Source organism: Pseudacidovorax intermedius, from assembly GCF_003350475.1.
In the GTDB taxonomy this organism is placed as follows: Bacteria; Pseudomonadota; Gammaproteobacteria; order Burkholderiales; family Burkholderiaceae_C; genus Xenophilus; species Xenophilus intermedius.
This window is the reverse complement of sequence record NZ_QQAV01000013.1, coordinates 53,525-70,223: the sequence shown is the minus strand read 5'-3', so window position 1 is coordinate 70,223 and position 16,699 is coordinate 53,525. Positions and strand designations below refer to the sequence as shown.

The window sequence follows — 16,699 nt, the reverse complement described above, 5'->3', positions numbered from 1 at the left end:
CTTTTTCGCAGGGAAGCTTCACAGGAAGATCGGATGGCTGTCGCCCAGCACGGCCCTGCGGCTCGGCCAAAGGGCCTCGGGGCATGGAATTTGCGGCCGCAGCGCCCATGCATGCCTTCGCGCCCAACCCTTTCATCGAGCCGCCTTCCCTGAGCGATGCGGCCCTGGCGGCGCAGTACGACAACAACAGCGCGGCCCGCAATGCCAACGACCTGGCCGCCCTGCGCGCGCTGTCGGCCGCCGCCTTTGCGCACCGCATCGGGCATGCCACGCATCGATTCAGTGCCGGCGACGAGGGCTGGGTCGACGTCTTCCTGCCGCCCAGCGCGCGGGGGCCAGTGCCGGCGATGGTCTTCGTGCACGGCGGTCGCTGGCGGCTGAACACCAGCCGCGAGACGGCCTTCTGGGCCGATGCCTGCGTGCGGCAGGGCATGGCCTGGGTCGGCATCAACTTCGCCGCGCTCGGCCAGGCCCGTCTGCCGGCCATCGTGGCGCAGGTGGAAGCGGGCATTGCCGCGGTCGTCGCGCAAGCGCAGGCCCTGGGCATCGATCCGGCCGCACTCTCGTTGGCGGGCCATTCGTCGGGCGCGCACCTCGCGCTGTCGGCGGCGATGAGCGGGCAGCCGTGGGTGGGCTGCATGCGTGCGGTGCTGCTGCTCGGTGGCATGTACGACCTGCGGCCGCTGGCGCGAAGCATTCCCCAAGACACCCTCGGCTTCACGCCGGAGGAGGCCATCGCCTGCAGCCCCCTGCTGACACTCGAAGCCTTGGCCAAGGCAGCGCAACGGCCGACGCTGCCACCCGTGCTGGTTGCCGTCGGTGATGAAGAGTCGCCGGAGTTCTTGCGGCAGGCGCAGGCGCTGGATTGGCGACTGCAGAGCCTGGACGTCGACAGCCGTCTGCTGCGCATCGAGGGCCGCGCGCATTTCGACGCGGCGCTGGAGTTCAACGCCCCCGATTCGCAGATGCGTGCCTTTGTGGCACGGGGCATCGCACCCGCGCAAAGCGCCGCATGACGCGGGCGCTGCGCAGCCTTCGCAACCTCCGGCTCGGCGACGCGCCGGCCGATGCGCCGCGCGTGGACATCGGCATCGACGGTGGCCTGATCCGCTCGATCGGCCCGGCCGGCAGCATCGTGGGGCCGTTCGGCCCTGCGGACCTGGACGGCAGCGGGCTCATCGCCTTCCCGGGCTTCGTCAATGCGCATGCGCATTCGAACGAGATGTTCGAACAGGGCAGCTGCGATGGCGAGCCGCTCGAAGTCTGGCTGGCGCTGGCCTATCCGCCGCTGGGCGGCGACGTCATTCCCGTGCGCTGGCATTACCTGCGGGCCATGATGCTGGCCCTGCGTTCGCTGCGCTCGGGCGTGGCCGCGCTGCACGACGACTTCCTCAATCCCGGTGGCGATGAAGCGGCGCTGCAGGCCGTGCTCGATGCCTACGACGACGCAGGCCTTCGCGCCCGGGTGGCGGTCACGCTGTCCGACCGGGCTTACCTCGACGGGCTCCCGTTTGCGCGCGCGGTGTTCGGCCCTGACCTGAGCGCACGCCTGGACGCCAAGCCGCCGCGCGCGCTGGACGCGCAATTCGACGTCTTCCATCGCGCCCGCCATGCACTGGCGGCGCGTGGCCATTCGCGGCTCGGCCTGTCGCTGGGGCCGCGCGGCCCGCAGCGCTGCACGCCCGCGTTGTTGCGCCGCGTGGCCGACACCGCCGCGGCACACGCGGTGCCGGTGCACATGCACGTGCTCGAATCCCGCACCCAGGCCGTCACCGCGCAACAGCAGTACGGCCGCAGCTTCATCGAGGTGCTCGACGAGGCCGGGCTGCTCGGCCCGCAACTGGCGATGAACCATGCCGTGTGGCTGACCGATGCCGACATCGAACGCATCGCCCGGCGAGGCGCGCGCGTGGTGCACAACCCGTTGTCGAACTTCAAGCTGGCCAGCGGGCGGTGCCCGGTCGGTCGGCTGCTGGCCACGGGCGTGGAGGTCGCCATCGGCACCGACGGCGCCGCGACCGGCGACAGCGTCGACTACCTCGACAGCCTGCGCATGGCCTCGCTCATCCACAAGCTCGACGCCAGTGCCGCGCACCCCGCGCCCGACGCCGCCCGGCTCGTGCGCATGGCCACGGCCGATGGCGCCGCCACCATGGGCACCGCGGCCGTCTCCGGCGAGATCGCCGTGGGCCGGGTCGCCGACTTCACCTTGCTCGACGCGCGCGACCTGGCCTTCGTGCCGCTGCACGACCCGCGCCGCCAGCTGTGCTTTGCGGCGACGAGCAGCGCCGTCCACACCGTGGTGGTCGACGGCCGCGTGGTCTTCGCCAACGGGCGTGCCACTGGCGTCGACGAATGCGCCCTGCGCGACGAGATCGCCGAGGCGGCCGAGCGCTTTCGCCACGACATCTTCGCCCGTCGCAGCGCGGGCGGGCCCGTGGTCGACGCGGTGCGCCGCGTGCTGGCCCTGGCCGCGGCCGAGCGTTCCCCATTTCCCCTCTCCCGATAACCGAAGGACGATCCATGTATCGCAGACAACTTCTCCGTTCCGCCTGCCTCGCCGCCGCGCTGATTGCCGGCGCGGCCACGGCGGTGCAGGCCGACACGCTGGACAAGATCAAGAAGGACGGCGTGCTCGTCATGGCCAACGGCGGGGCCTATCCGCCCTTCGGCTATGTCGAGAACGGCACCATGGTCGGCTTCGACATCGACCTGGGCAACGAGGTGGCGCGTCGCCTGGGCGTGCAGCCCAAGTGGGAGAAGATCGACTTCAGCGGCCTCATCCCGGCGCTGAACTCCAAGCGGGTCGATCTGCTCGTCACCGCCATGACCTGGACCGCCGAACGCGCGCAGCGCATCACCTTCTCCACGCCGTACTACAACTCCGGCATCGCGGGCGGGGCCAAGCCGGCCGCGAACATCGTCAAGGCCAACGACATCGCGGGCAAGGTGGTGGCGGTGCAGATAGGCAGCGCGGGCGAACGTTTCGTGCGCGACCTCGGCATCGCCAAGGAGGTCAAGACCTACAACGACTTCCTGCTGGCCTTCGCGGATGTGGAGGCCGGCCGGGCCGACGTCGTGGTCAACACGCTGCCCACCGTGCGCTACAACGCCGCGCGCCGCCCCAGCAAGCTGGCCGTGTCGGAGACCTGGGACAAGCGCGATGTCGGCATCAACACCCGAATGGACGACACGCGTCTGCTGGAGGCGGTGAACGCCGTCCTGGCCGACCTCAAGCGCGAGGGCTTCCTCGACAAGCTCGACGCGAAGTGGTTCCAATGAGCGCGGCCGTGCTCCAGACCCTTTCAGGACGCCACGGCGCCTTCGTCTCCGATGGCAGCGATGAGGCCTGCGCCCTGCGGCTGAGGCAGGTCCATGGCGAGGCCGGCCCGCTCGCCGGGCTGCGGCTCGCGGTCAAGGACGTGTTCGAGGTCGAAGGCCTGCGTGTGGGCGCGGGGCAGCCGGACTGGTTCGCCGAGCAGGCCGAGGCCAAGTCATCGGCACCGGCCGTGCGCGTTCTGCTCGATGCCGGTGCGCAGTGGGTCGGCAAGACCGTCACCGACGAACTGACCTACAGCCTGGCCGGCAACAACGCGCACTACGGCAAGCCGACCAACCCGGCGGTGCCGGACCGGCTGTCGGGCGGCTCCTCATCGGGCTCCGTGGTGGCCGTTGCGGCTGGTCATGCCGACATCGCGCTGGGCACCGACTGCGGCGGCTCCACGCGGTTGCCTGCCAGCTACTGCGGCGTGTGGGGCATGCGCCCCACGCACGGCCGCATCGCGGCCCAGGGCTGCTTCACGCTGGCCCACAGCTTCGACACCGTGGGCTGGTTCGCCACCAACGCCGATGCGATGGCCCGGGTGTTCGAGCAGTTGGCGCGCAGTCGCGTCGTGGAAGCGCGAGCCATCGGCCCCCTGGTGGTCGCGGCCGACGTGATGCCATTGCTCGACGCACCGGTGCGTACCGCCTACGAGGCGCTCATTGCGCAGTTGCGTGAACTGGCGCCCGTCACCATGCTGCCCGAGGGCACGCTGCCACTGGCCGACTGGGCCAACGCCTTCCGCGTGCTGCAGGCGAGCGAGATCTGGCTGCAGCTGGGCGACTGGGTGCGCAGCCGACAGCCGCACATGGGCGAAGACGTGACGCAGCGCTTCGACGCCGCGGCGCGCGTGCGCTTTGACGAAGTGGCCCAGATGCAGCGGCTGCGGGTCGATGCCAATGCCACGATGGCGCGCGTGCTGGCCGGTGGCGCGGTGATCGTCTGGCCCACGGTGCCGACGCCGGCGCCGAGCCTCGATGCGTCCTTCGACGCGGTCAACGACATCCGCGCGCGCGCCTTCCGCATGCTCGCACCCGCCGGCCTGGCCGGCCTGCCGCAGCTCAGCATGCCGTGGATGCGCAGCGAGGGCGCGCCGGTCGGCCTGTCGGTGATCGGTGCGCGCGGCGACGACGAAGGCGTTCTGCAGCGCGCGCGGTTGCTGTCGGAGCGGCTCGGCCTGGCAAGCGCCGCGCACTGACGGGCCGGGCGGATGGATTTCTCCTTCGACGTCTTCCTGGCGGCGATTCCGTCGCTGCTCAAGGGCATGGTGGTCACCGCACAGATCGCGGCGCTGTCGGCGCTGGTCGGGCTGGTGCTCGGCACCCTGGGCGGCCTGGCCCGCGTGTCGCCGCGGCGTGTGCTGCGGCTGCCGGCGCTGGTCTACGTCACGCTGATGCGCGCCACGCCGGTGCTGGTCACGCTGCTCTTCCTGTACTACGGCCTGCCGTCGGCCGGGCTGCTGCTCGATGCGACCACGGTGGGCGTGCTCGCCCTGGGCATCACCAACGGCGCCTACATGAGCGAGATCCTGCGCGGCGGCATCGAGTCGATCGACGGCGGCCAGATGCGCGCGGCGCGCGCACTCGGCATGTCCTACCCGCTGGCGATGCGCCGCATCGTGCTGCCGCAGGCCGCGCGCCGCGTGCTGCCGCCGGTGACCAATGAGCTGATCAGCCTCATCAAGAACACCTCGCTGGTGTCGACCGTCGCCATCTCCGACCTGCTGCGCGCCGGCATGGACTTCATGAGCTGGAAGGCCAACACCTTCAGCCCCTTCGCCGGCGTGGCCCTGGGCTACCTGCTGCTGACGCTGCCGCTCATCGCCATCAACGCCTGGCTCGAAAAGCGCTACCGCGTGACGTGACCTGACGCCATGACATTGCCCAACACGCCCATCCTGCGCATCACCAACCTCCACAAGCGCTATGGCGAGGTCGAGGTGCTGCACGGCATCGACCTCGCGGTGCAGGCTGGCGAGGTCGTCGTCGTCATCGGCCCCTCGGGCTCGGGCAAGAGCAGCCTGCTGGCCTGCGTGAACTTTCTCGAACCCTTCCACGCCGGCGAGGTGGTGTTCGATGGCCGCCCGGTGGGCTACGGGCCGGCCGGCGGCGCCATACGCCAGCGCGTGCCGGAACAAGCGCTGAACCTGCTGCGGCGCGAGCTCGGCATGGTGTTCCAGCAGTTCAACCTGTTCCCGCATCTCACGGTGCTGCAGAACGTGACCGAGGCACCCATCCACGTCAAGGGCATTGCGCCCGCGGTGGCGCGCGCCGAGGCGATGGTGCTGCTCGACAAGGTCGGCCTGGCGAGCAAGGCCGACAGCTATCCGCGCTCGCTGTCGGGCGGGCAGCAGCAGCGCATCGCCATTGCCCGGGCTCTGGCCATGCGGCCCAAGCTGATGCTCTTCGACGAGGTCACGTCCTCGCTCGACCCGGAACTTAAGGGCGAGGTGCTGCGCGTGATGCGCGCGCTGGCCGAGGAGGGCATGACGATGCTGGTGGTGACGCACGAACTCGGCTTCGCGCGCGAGGTGGCCGACCGCGTCGTCTTCATGGAGCAGGGCCGCATCGTGGAGGTTGGCACGCCGGAGGCGATGTTCACCGCGCCGCAGAGCGCGCGCACACGCGAGTTCCTGCAGGCCTCGCAGCACGGCTGAGGCCCGGCAGCACTTCAATCCCAAGGAGCCGACCATGACGACCGACGCTGAGCCGCAGGCCCCGACCCTGGCCCAACTGGAGCGCCAGGTGCAGGCCGAACTCGACCTGCTGGCCTATCCGGGGCGCGACTGGGTGCGGCCTGTCGCGCACCCGTCCGGTGCACATGTGCACGACGTGCTGGTCGTCGGGGGCGGCCAGGCGGGCCTGGCCGCTGCGTTCGCGCTCCGGCGGGAGGGCGTGGCCGATGTGCAGGTGATCGACGCCCGGCCCGCCGGGCAGGAGGGCGTGTGGGAAGACTTTGCACGCATGTCGCACCTGCGAACGCCCAAGCGCACCATCGGCATCGAATCGGGCGTGCCCAGCCTGTCCGCGCCGGCCTTCTACCGGGCCTGCTATGGCGAAGCCGCCTGGGCGGCCATCGACCGCATCGAGCGGCCACGGTGGATGGCGTTCCTGCGCTGGTTCCGGCGCATGACCGGTGTGCCGGTGCGCAACGACACGGCCTGCGTCGGGCTGGAGCCCGAGGGCGATCTGCTGCGGGTGCGCATCCGTTCGACGGCCGCGGCAGATGCACCGCAAGAAGCCCTGCTGGCCCGCCATGTGGTGCTGGCCACGGGTTACGACGGCGCGGGCGCCTGGCGCATTCCCGCACACATCGCCGACGCCGTGGCGCCGCACCAGGTGAGCCATTCGAACGGGCCGGTCGACTTCGCCGCGCTCAATGGTCGGCGCGTCGGTGTGCTGGGGCACGGCGCATCGGCCTTCGACAACGCCTGCGTGCTGCTGGCCCATGGCGCGGCGTCGGTCGACCTGTGCTTCCGGCGCGAGAAGCTGCCCACGGTCAACCCGCACCGCATCGTCGAGTTTTCGGGCTTTCTGCGGCACTTCGCGGAGCTAGACGACGCCACGCGCTGGCAGGTCAACCGCTTCTTCGAGGTGCACGACCAGCCGCCCACCCAGAATGGTTTCGACCTGGCGCATTCCTTCAGCAACTTCCGCATGCATGCTGGCTCCCCGTGGACGCGCGTGCGGCAGGTGGGCGACGAGATCCATGTGCGCACGCCCCACGCTGACTTCGTCTTCGACCACCTGCTGTGCGCCACCGGCTCGGTGGTCGACTACGACGCGCGCGACGAACTGCGCACGCTCGGCGGCAGCGTGCAGCGCTGGCGCCATCGCTACATGCCGCCGGAGGCAGAGCGCAGCGACGCCATGGGCGAGTACCCGTACCTGGGCACCGGGTTCGAATACCAGCCGCTCGACCCGGCTCGCGATGCGTGGGTGCGCCGCGTGCATGCCTTCAACTTCTCGTCGACGGTGAGCATGGGGCCGCACACCACGTCCTCCAGCGGCCACAAGTACGCGGTGCCGCGTCTGGTGGGCGGCATCACGCGGGCGCTGATGCGCGAGCAGCAGGACGCGCTGCTGCCCACGCTGCACGGCTACCGCGAGGCGGAGCTGGTGTCGCCGCGCCTGTCGGGCGTGGAAGTGCCGGAGGCCCTGTGAGCGGCCGGGTGGCGGTGGTCGGGCTCGGCCGCATGGGCCTGGCGGTGGCGGCCTGCCTGGCGCGCAACGGCTTTGCACCGCTGGCCTGGGACATCGATCCGGCGCGCACCGGCTTGGCCAGCGACGAGGGGGCTGAGCCCTGCGCGACGGCGCAGGCGCTGTGCGGGGCGCTCGGGCCAGCGGGGCCGGCCCTGTGGTTCAGCGCGGTGACCGATGGCGACGCGCTGGGTGCCGTCTGCTTCGGCGATGCGGGTGAGGAGGAGGGCGACGGCCGGATGGCGACCGGCATCGTCCCGCACCTGCCGGCTGGCAGCGTCCATGTGTGCCTCGGCACCATCGGCAGCGCGTGCGCCGAGGCGCTGGCGGAGCGGCACCACGCGGCCGGCCAGTACTTCGTCGCCTGCCCGGTGTTCGGCCGTCCCGATGAGGCATGGGCCGGCGATCTGACGGCCGTCGTCGGCGTGCCACCCGCACTGCCGGCCCAACGCTTGGCGGCCGTGCGCCAGGCGCTGGCGGCGTTCGCGCCGCGTGTCTTCGAGGTGCCGGGCCCGGCCGCCGCCTGTGCAGTCAAGCTCGCGGGCAATGGCTTGATTGCCAGTGCCGTGGCCGCCCTGACCGAGGCGATGTCGCTGGTGCGCGCGCACGGCGTGCCTGCCGCGTTGGCGCACCAGGTCTTCACAGCCAAGCTCTTCCGCGGGCCGGTGTACGAGGGCGTGGGACGGGCGGTCGCGCAGTCGGTCGAGCGGGTGGCGGCCGGGGAAGATTCACCGGCCGATGCACCGGGTTTCACCATCGCCCTCGGCCTGAAGGACCTGCGCTTGGCCGACGAGGCAGCGCGTGCATCACAGGTTGCCATGCCCATCGCCGATGCGGCACGCGCACGCCTGGACGCAGCGCAAGCCGCAGGCCAGGGCGGCCGCGACTGGGGCACGCTGGCGGAAGCGCTGGCCGTTGTTCAGCCCGTCACGAAGCGGTAGCGCACGCCAAAGCGCCGGTCGAGCGCACAGTTGTGGTGGTCGATCAGGTTGGTGTCGGCCAGTTCGAGGTTGAAGAAGTCGACCGTCTCGTCCTCGAAGAAGGGGCCGGCATGCCAGGTTCCGCGCGCCAGCATGATGGCCTGGTGGCCTTCCACGCGAAAGGCGCGCAACCGCGTGATGTCAGGTGGGGCGGCCGGGTCGTCCGGTGCATCGGGCGGCGCCACGGCAATCATCCACGGCCGCCCGCCCGCGGAGGCAAGGCACTGTGTGACGGCGAGGTGCCGTGTGATCTGCCGGAAGACCGGCTCGCGCCGCTCGAGCTTCATGATGTAGAAGCGCGGCGTGCCCCGGTCGAGCGTCAACTGGGCCTCGTCGTCACCGAAGGGCTTGCCGTCGTAAGTGCTCTCGATCAGCGTGCCGTAGGGCGCGAAGGTGTCAGTACGGATCGGCTCGACAGGCAGATCGACGAGCCGCGCGTCGGTGGAAGGGGGGACTGTCTCGGTCATGGAGGAGTGGGGCGCAACGGCACCGGCGCTCAGGCCAGCATCCGGTCGCGCTTCGACGGCAGGAAGGCCGGGTTGAACAGGGTGGCCGCCGTGGGCTTCGACTTCAGGTTGAAGGCGGTGGAGACGTCGTCGATCTGCTTCTCCAGCCGCGCCATGTCGGCCTCGCCCAGGCCCTGCGCCCGGGTGGTCGGCGAGACGATGCAGACATCGATCAGTCCCTTCAGCCGGCGCACCTCGACGGCGGCATTGACCAGCGGCTCGCGCTGGCGAACGATGGCCACGCCTTCTTCGGGGTTCGCGATGACCTCCTTCAGCCCCTTGTTGTAGGCCCGCAGAAAGGCGGCCACGGCCTGCGGCTGTTCGGCGATGAACTTGGAGGTCGCGAGGATGGCGTTGCCGTAGACGTTCACGCCGAAGTCCTTGTAGAGAAAGACGCGCAGATCCTCTTCCTTGGCGCCGGCCGCGATCGCGGAGATGAGGCCGGAGGGCTGGAAGCCTGTGACACCGTCGACGTCGCCGCGCACCAGCATCACCTCGCGCAGGCCGGGGTCCATGCTCTGCCACTTGACCGCATCGACCGGCAGGCCCTGCACCTTGGCGAACAGCGGCCACAGCTTGCGGCCGGCGTCGAACACGGGCGCGCCCAGCGTCTTGCCGGCCAGGCCGGCGGGCGCGGTCACGCCGCTCTTGGTCAGCACCATCACGCCGGCCGGCGTCTGATCGAGCGTCTGGTAGACGGCCTGCGGACGCGCCACGGCGGGCGCGCCGGAGCCGAAGAATTCGATGAGCGCGTTGACATCGCCATAGCCCATGTCGTAGCTGCCGCTCGCCAGGCGGTTGACCGCCATGGCCGAGCCGGCGCCCACGTCGAAGGAGACGTCGAGACCTTCCTTCTCGAAATACCCCTTGGCCAGCGAGTAATAGAAGGGTGCGGACTGCCCGTCCACGCGCCAGTCCATCTGGAACTTGATCTTCACGGGCGATTGCGCGCGCCCCAGCGTGGGCAAGGCCATGGAGGCGGCGGCAAGCGAGGTCTGGGCGAGCCAGCGGCGGCGGGAGAACAGCGTCATGGACAGCTCCGGGAGTGTGCGGGCGTTTCGCAACTCCTATGCCATTGGGGTGGGCGTTGGGCCGAGCGATAGGTGCGGCTGATGGGCGCTCAAAGGGTTGGGCAATGAGGGCTGGTCGCGTTGGAACATGAAGCTCACCCCATATGCCGAATTTTTCTAGAGTGGCTTTGCTCCTATGTGTTTCCCACTGACGTTCGGCCTCCGTACGTCCGCAAACAGCGGAGAGCCGTTTTCGTCGTGGGGCGCAAAATTGGTTCTTCCTCTCACTCGGCGATACGTCCGGACGACCTACCCCCTAAAATATCTTGCCCTAGTGGCAAACCATTGCAGCTTCACTGCGTTGATTGTTTTAAACGCTACGCCGCCAAGCCATGCGCATTCTTATTCGCTACGGTTCGATTACCAGAAAGTTTATGGTCTTAGAAACAAGCGACCGAGACGGATCACTGAATCTGACTGTCCGTAGGGAAGGCGTTAGCACTTCACGCAAAAGATGGAGTACGAACTCTGCAGGGCAGGAGCAAAAGATTATCGAATTTTCTTCGCCACGCCCTAAGAATAAACGGATCACGATTCATCAATCTGGACGCGTGAATTATCACGAAAATGGAAAAACCATCTTCGTCGCCCCGCTTACTCAAGTCACGCAGGCCTTCGCTCTTTACGGGTATCGTGTGCCTGCGCTCGACAGACTGGATCTTCACGACGAAGAAGTCGCTGGAGAAGACGCTGTATTCGATCTGCCGCATCTACCTGAAGGCCCAGTATCTTTCTCCGTAATTCTGGGTCCAGTGGATTTTTCCCCGCAAGGACGGTCTATCAAGCTGGAGTATAAAGCCGAAGGTTATTCGATTACATTTCTAGTCGATCCAGTAACCATTGCCGTACCCTCAGCATTGGATCTGTATTTCACCACGTTTACACCCGAAAGAGGTCTTTTTCTTCAGCAGCAGATGTCAGAGGGTCAGGCATTGATTTCCTATCATCAAGCGCTGGCGGCGACCAAGGAAATCGTGCTTTACGCCCCGAATGGGGAGGGGGTGATTCGAATGATCTTTTCGGCCCCGATGAGGATTGCGCCTCGCTACAAGATAGAGCTTATGGACCCTGAATTTCATGTCTCGGATCAGGATGTGATGAGAGACCGTAGGTCTGAGACTGTGATGCTTAAATTCAAGGTGAGGCATCGAAAATCAGGGCAGATCATTCGACGACCGATTGCAATCAAGTCGATCGAGCTCGATGCCGAGTTGTGAAGAGCCTAGCTCGACGAGATGAAAAACGGGGCGAATTGCGAAGCCCGGTGCTGAAGATATTCAGCGGTGCGGGCCGGTCTCGGCGACTTCCGGGGCTTGGGCGGATAGCGCCAAAAAGGTAGGAAAGGCCGAGCGGTGAGTATTGATCGTCCAGCACGGAGCAGTTGGTGTCCCGGACGCGATCGAGGTGAAAGAGAGACTGGGCGCGATTTAGTCCGAACCCGCTCCCGCATTGTTGCGACCAGCTTCGTTCACTGGTGACACTTGATCGCCCGCGCCACGTCAACACGGTTGAAATTCCCTGTCGGGTTGGCCTTTCCTCAGAACTTGCCCGCCTCCGCCGCCTCACGAGCTACGAATTCATAAACGCGCGCATCATCCGCATACGCCGCATTGAACCGCATCCACCCCGTCCGCTCCGCAGTCGGCCGAAACAGATGCCCCGGCGCCAGCAACAACCCCGCTGCCACCGCCCGCTGCGCCACCGCTACCGCATCGACGCCCTCCGACGGCAACCGCGCCCACAGAAACGGCCCACCCGCCGGCTGCCCGAACACCTCCAGCCCCGCCTTCGCCAGCCCCGCGCACACGGCCACCTGCGCCTCGGCCAGCCGTTGCGCCAGCCGCGCCACGTGGGCGCGGTGCTTGCCTTCGGCCAGTACGGCGTGAACCAGCCGCTCGTTCATCTCCGAGCTGGTCAGGCTGTCGCCCATCTTGGCGTGGATGAGCTTGTCCACCATCTCCTCGTTGGCGGCGGCGAAGCCCACGCGCAGGCTGGGTGAGACCAGCTTGGAGAAGCCGCCCACGTAGATCACCCGCCGCAGCTGGTCCAGGCTGGCGAGCGTGGTGGCGCCGGGCAGCTCCAGGCCCGCCATGACGTCGTTCTCGACGATGGCAAAGCCCAGTTGCTCCGCCAGGCGCAGCAGCTGGTAGGCCTTGGCCGGCGCGCAGGAGGAGCCGGTGGGGTTGTGCAGTTGGGTCTGGATGAAGAAGGCCTTGGGCCGATGGCGCTGGGCCAGGGCCTGCAGGGCCGTGAGGTCGGGGCCGTCCTGCAGTCGGGGCACACCGACCAGGCGCGCGCCCAACTGGCGCAGCGTCTCGAAGAGGTTGGTGGAGCCGGGGTCATCCACCAGCACGGCATCGCCGGGCTGCAGCAGGCAGCGGCCGGCCAGGGCCAGGGCCTGGGTGGCGCCGTGGGTCAGCACGATCTGGTGCGGCGGCGCCTGGATGGCGCGGGCGCCCAATTGCGCCTCGATCTGCTGGCGCAGCGGCAGGTAGCCGTGGGGCGAGCCGTAGCGGGCGAGGGCAGGGCCCTGCTTGCGGGCCAGGCCCGACAAGGCCCGCCGCACCGCATCCGACTGCAGCCACTCGGGCGGGATCCAGCCGCAGCCGGCATTGAGGAGCGAGGCGTCGTCCTCATACACGCGGCGGATCAGCCACAGCGAATCGACCGAGGTGCGGCCGACGAAGGGCTTGCGCCGCGCGGCCTGGCCTGCGGCATCGCCATGGGCGGCGACGTAGTAGCCGCTGGCCGGCCGGGCTTCGACATAGCCATCGGCCACCAGGCGCTGGTAGGCATTGGTGGCCGTCATGGTGCTCACGCCCGACTCGCGCGCCATCTCCCGCACCGAGGGCAGGCGTGCACCGACGGCGAGCGCGCCGCGGTCGATTTGCAGCGCCAGGGCGTCACGGATCTGGCGCACCAGCGGTACGTCGGAGTTGGGGTCGAGCGAAATCATGGGAGGTTGACGTGGGGCGAGGGCGGCTGGTGAAGCACTGAATGGGTGCATGCGATGCACCTGTCTGTGATCGCGCAGTTGGACTGTTCTAGTGCAGCCTTGATCAACTGTACATATTCAATTGCGGCGATTTTTGTCCCAATCCATCCCCACCGGCAAGCCGGATCTTTCCTGCCTTTCCACCGCCTACTTCGGAACTTTCATGCACACCTCCAACCCCTCCGCCGCCCGCCCCGTGAGCCGCCGTGCCCTGTCGAAGTGGGCGGCCTGCGCCGCCATGCTGGTCGTGACGGCCGGCACCGCGCTGCCTGCGGCCGCGCAGAGCACCACGCTCAAGATCATTCCCACCACCAACATGACGGTGCTGGACCCGATCTGGACCACGGCGTACATCTCGCGCAACTTCGGCTACATGATCTACGACACCCTGTTCGGCACCGACGCCCAGGGCAGGATCCAGCCGCAGATGGTGGGCAAGTGGAGCGTCTCCAAGGACAACAAGACCTGGAGCTTTACGCTACGCGACGGCCTGGAGTTCCACGACGGCAAGCCGGTCACCAGCGAGGACGTGGTCGCCTCGCTCAAGCGCTGGGCCAGCCGCGACACCTTCGGCGGCCAGCTGGCCAAGGCCATCGACAAATACGAGACGCCCGACGCCAGGACCTTCGTCATCCAGCTGAAGGAGCCCTTCGGCCTGGTGACCGAGGCGCTGGGCAAGCCCTCGTCCAACGTGCCCATCATCATGCCCAAGCGCGTGGCCGACACGCCCGGCGACGTGCAGATCAAGGAGACGATCGGCTCCGGTCCCTACATCTTCAAGGCCGACGAGTTCCGCCCGGGCGAGAAGGCCGTCTTCCTGAAGAACACCAAGTACAAGCCGCGCGCGGAGGCGCCCTCGGGCACGGCCGGCGGCAAGAACGTGTACGTGGATCGCGTGGAGTGGCTGTTCATCCGCGACGCGCAGACGCAGCTCAATGCGCTGCTCAACGGCGAGGCCGACATCCTGGAGCAGCCGGCCTTCGAGCAGTACGCCACGCTGCGCAGCAACCCCAACATCGAGCTGGTGGACGCCCAGCCGGCGGGCAACCAGTTCATCCTGCGTTTCAACTTCCTGCACGCGCCCTTCGACAACGAGAAGATCCGCCGCGCCGCCATGCTGGCCCTGGGGCAGGAGGCCTTCCTGCGCACGCAGGTGGGCACGCCGGGCCTCACGCGCTACTGCAAGAGCATGTTCCCCTGCGGCACGCTGTACGAGTCGGACAAGACGGGCGAGTACACCGGCATCGCCAACCCGCAGAAGGCCAAGGCCCTGTTGGCCGAAGCTGGCTACAAGGGCGAGCCCGTGGTGCTGATGCGCCCCTCCGACAACGGCACCATCGGCAAGCTGCCGCTGGTGGCCAAGCAGCAGCTGGAGCAGGCCGGCTTCAAGGTCGACATGCAGAACATGGACTGGCAGACCCTGGTGGCCCGCCGCGCCAAGAAGGACGCGCCCTCGGCCGGCGGCTGGAGCATCTTCATGACCTCCTGGACGGCCTCGGACATCCTCAACCCGCTGACCATGGCCATGATGAACGCCACCGGCGACAAGGGCTGGTTCGGCTGGCAGGACGACCCGAAGCTCGAAGCCATCAAGAAGCAGTTCATCGCCGCCACCACCGACGCCGAGAAGAAGAAGCTGGCCGAGGCCGCGCAGTTGCAGGCCTTCCAGAGCGTCACCCATGTGCCCGTGGGCCAGTACAACCAACCTGCCGCCGTGCGCAAGGGCGTGAGCGGCCTGGTGCCCGCCGGTGCCCAGGTGTACTGGAACATCCGCAAGCAGTAAGGGCAGGGCGGCCATGCTGAGCTTTCTGGGCAAACGCCTGCTCGCCACGCTGCCGGTGATCCTGGTGGTGGCCATCGCGGTCTTCATGATCGTGCGGCTCACCCCCGGCGATCCGGCGGCCATCATCGGCGGCAACAGCGCCACCAACGAAGACCTGGACCGCATCCGCGCCCAACTGGGCCTGACCCAGCCGCTGTGGACCCAGTTCGCCACCTGGGCCGGCCATGTGCTGCAGGGCGACCTGGGCTTCTCGTTCTTTCTGAACAAGCCGGTGGTGGCCCTGATCGGCCAGCGCATCGAGCCCACGCTCTCGCTGGCCATCGGCACCCTGGTGCTGGCCGTGGCCATCGCGCTGCCGCTGGGCACGCTGGCGGCGTGGCGCATGGGCGGCTGGCTGGACAAGGCGGTGATGGCCTTCTCGGTGGCCGGCTTCTCGGTGCCGGTGTTCGTCATCGGCTACGTGCTGATCTACCTGCTAGCGATGAAGCTGCAGTGGTTCCCGGTGCAGGGCTACCGCCGCATCGGCGAGGGTGTGGGCCCCTGGGCCCGACAGCTGGTGCTGCCTTGCCTGACGCTGGCCGTCACCTACGTGGCGCTGCTGGCCCGCGTGACCCGCGCCGCCGTGAGCGAGGCGCTGACGGAGGACTACATCCGCACCGCCCGCGCCAAGGGCATCGGCGAGCGCGCGGTGCTCAGCCACCATGCGCTGCGCAACGCCGCCGTGCCGGTGGTGACCGTCATCGGCGTGAGCGCGGCCCTGCTGCTGGGCGGCGTGGTCGTCACCGAGACGGTCTACGCCATTCCCGGCCTGGGCCAGCTGACGGTGGACGCGGTGCTCAATCGAGACTTCCCGGTGCTGCAGGGCGTGGTGCTGTTCTTTGCGCTGATCTACGTGGGCGTCAACCTGCTGGTGGATGTCAGCTACCTCTTCCTCGATCCCCGCATCCGGTACTGAAGCCATGGGCACCTTCCACAAACTCTGGCGCCATGGCGCCGTGCGCGGCGGCACGCTGGTGCTGCTGGTGCTCACGCTGCTGGGCCTGATGGCGCCCTGGCTGGGCACCTTCGACCCGTCGGCCATGGACGCGAACTTCATCACCGTGCCTGCCGGCACCGCCGGCCAAGTCACGCTGCCCGACGGCGCGATGGTGCAGCACACCTTCTGGATGGGCAGCGACAGCGTGGGCCGCGACGTGTGGAGCCGCGTGCTCTACGGCACCCGCATCTCGCTGCTGGTGGGCGTGCTCACCGCCTTCCTGGCCATCGCGCTGGGCTGCTCGTTGGGCATGCTGGCCGGCTACTTCCGCGCGGCCGACGCCGTGCTGATGCGGGTGATGGACGGCCTGATGGCCATCCCGGCCGTGCTGCTGGCGATCACGCTGGTGGCGATGCTCGGAGCCAGCCTGCCGACGGTGATCCTGGCCATCGCCGTGCCCGAGGTGCCGCGGGTGACGCGCCTGGTGCGCGCCCTGGTGATCGGCCTGCGCGACGAGCCCTTCGTCGAAGCGGCCCGTGCGCTGGCCACGCCCAATGCCACCATCTTGTGGCGCGACATCCTGCCCAACGCGCTGGCACCGCTGATCGTGCAGGGCACCTTCATCGCTGCCTCGGCCGTGCTGACCGAGGCCATCCTGAGCTTCCTGGGCCTGGGCCTGCCGGCCGAGGTGCCCACCTGGGGAAACATCATGGCCGAGGGCCGCGTGCTGTTCTCGCAGGCGCCGGGCAACGTGCTGTGGCCCGCGCTCTTCCTGGTGCCCACCGTGCTGGCCATCAACCTGCTCGGCGACGGGCTGCGCGATGTGCTCGATCCCAAGTTCTCCAAGCGCAGCTGAGCGAGGTGTGAC

At 68.4% G+C, this 16,699-nt stretch carries 15 protein-coding genes; 12 read left to right on the top strand and 3 right to left on the bottom strand.

All coding sequences use genetic code 11. The features are described 5' to 3' along the window. Positions 1-83 precede the first annotated feature (83 nt). Genes DFR41_RS23675 through DFR41_RS23640 form a run of 8 tightly spaced genes read left to right on the top strand, consistent with a single transcriptional unit; the run spans position 84 to position 8,462 of the window. On the top strand, positions 84-1,016 hold the full coding sequence (locus DFR41_RS23675) for an alpha/beta hydrolase (protein WP_170159455.1): 933 nt from the start codon (positions 84-86) through the stop codon (positions 1,014-1,016). Continuing rightward, positions 1,013-2,509: an amidohydrolase family protein gene (locus tag DFR41_RS23670; RefSeq protein WP_114804532.1), complete on the top strand. Its 1,497-nt coding sequence runs from the start codon at positions 1,013-1,015 to the stop codon at positions 2,507-2,509. The genes DFR41_RS23675 and DFR41_RS23670 overlap by 4 nt, the downstream gene beginning before the upstream one ends. A 14-nt stretch (positions 2,510-2,523) precedes the next feature. Beyond that, positions 2,524-3,282, top strand: a complete 759-nt coding sequence (locus DFR41_RS23665; RefSeq protein WP_017757510.1) for an ABC transporter substrate-binding protein — start codon at positions 2,524-2,526, stop codon at positions 3,280-3,282. Between the two features lie 8 nt (positions 3,283-3,290). After that, a complete protein-coding gene (locus DFR41_RS23660; RefSeq protein ID WP_342354308.1) occupies positions 3,291-4,520 on the top strand; it encodes an amidase in 1,230 nt (409 codons plus the stop codon). A 12-nt stretch (positions 4,521-4,532) separates the two neighbouring features. Further along, complete coding sequence (locus DFR41_RS23655) at positions 4,533-5,186, top strand: amino acid ABC transporter permease (RefSeq protein WP_114804530.1); 654 nt, start codon at positions 4,533-4,535, stop codon at positions 5,184-5,186. A 9-nt stretch (positions 5,187-5,195) separates the two neighbouring features. Continuing rightward, on the top strand, positions 5,196-5,978 hold the full coding sequence (locus DFR41_RS23650) for an amino acid ABC transporter ATP-binding protein (protein ID WP_114804529.1): 783 nt from the start codon (positions 5,196-5,198) through the stop codon (positions 5,976-5,978). 34 nt (positions 5,979-6,012) lie between these two features. Continuing rightward, positions 6,013-7,485 carry an NAD(P)-binding domain-containing protein gene (locus DFR41_RS23645; RefSeq protein WP_114804528.1) on the top strand — a complete coding sequence of 491 codons (1,473 nt, stop codon included), beginning with the start codon at positions 6,013-6,015 and terminating at the stop codon, positions 7,483-7,485. After that, positions 7,482-8,462 (top strand): NAD(P)-dependent oxidoreductase, encoded by a 981-nt coding sequence (locus DFR41_RS23640; RefSeq protein ID WP_114804527.1) that lies wholly within the window; start codon positions 7,482-7,484, stop codon positions 8,460-8,462. Before DFR41_RS23645 ends, DFR41_RS23640 begins: the two co-directional genes overlap by 4 nt. Here DFR41_RS23640 and DFR41_RS23635 read toward each other — a convergent pair. Both DFR41_RS23635 and DFR41_RS23630 read right to left on the bottom strand, forming a co-directional pair. Further along, positions 8,441-8,968 carry an ureidoglycolate lyase gene (locus DFR41_RS23635; protein WP_114804526.1) on the bottom strand — a complete coding sequence of 176 codons (528 nt, stop codon included), beginning with the start codon at positions 8,966-8,968 and terminating at the stop codon, positions 8,441-8,443. The genes DFR41_RS23640 and DFR41_RS23635 overlap by 22 nt on opposite strands. A gap of 29 nt (positions 8,969-8,997) precedes the next feature. Continuing rightward, a complete protein-coding gene (locus DFR41_RS23630) occupies positions 8,998-10,038 on the bottom strand; it encodes an ABC transporter substrate-binding protein (RefSeq protein ID WP_114804525.1) in 1,041 nt (346 codons plus the stop codon). Between the two features lie 371 nt (positions 10,039-10,409). Here DFR41_RS23630 and DFR41_RS23625 point away from each other — a divergent pair, with 371 nt between their 5' ends. After that, entirely contained in the window at positions 10,410-11,294 is an 885-nt protein-coding gene (locus DFR41_RS23625) for a hypothetical protein (protein WP_114804524.1), read from the top strand. A 320-nt stretch (positions 11,295-11,614) separates the two neighbouring features. Here DFR41_RS23625 and DFR41_RS23620 read toward each other — a convergent pair whose 3' ends face one another. Then, on the bottom strand, positions 11,615-13,033 hold the full coding sequence (locus DFR41_RS23620) for an aminotransferase-like domain-containing protein (RefSeq protein WP_114804523.1): 1,419 nt from the start codon (positions 13,031-13,033) through the stop codon (positions 11,615-11,617). Between the two features lie 202 nt (positions 13,034-13,235). Between DFR41_RS23620 and DFR41_RS23615 the strand changes: the two genes are divergently transcribed. Genes DFR41_RS23615 through DFR41_RS23605 form a run of 3 tightly spaced genes read left to right on the top strand, consistent with a single transcriptional unit; the run spans position 13,236 to position 16,687 of the window. Then, positions 13,236-14,855, top strand: a complete 1,620-nt coding sequence (locus DFR41_RS23615; RefSeq protein WP_114804522.1) for an ABC transporter substrate-binding protein — start codon at positions 13,236-13,238, stop codon at positions 14,853-14,855. A gap of 13 nt (positions 14,856-14,868) precedes the next feature. Beyond that, complete coding sequence (locus tag DFR41_RS23610; protein WP_114804521.1) at positions 14,869-15,810, top strand: ABC transporter permease; 942 nt, start codon at positions 14,869-14,871, stop codon at positions 15,808-15,810. A gap of 4 nt (positions 15,811-15,814) precedes the next feature. Next, positions 15,815-16,687: an ABC transporter permease gene (locus DFR41_RS23605; RefSeq protein ID WP_114804520.1), complete on the top strand. Its 873-nt coding sequence runs from the start codon at positions 15,815-15,817 to the stop codon at positions 16,685-16,687. Positions 16,688-16,699 lie beyond the last annotated feature (12 nt).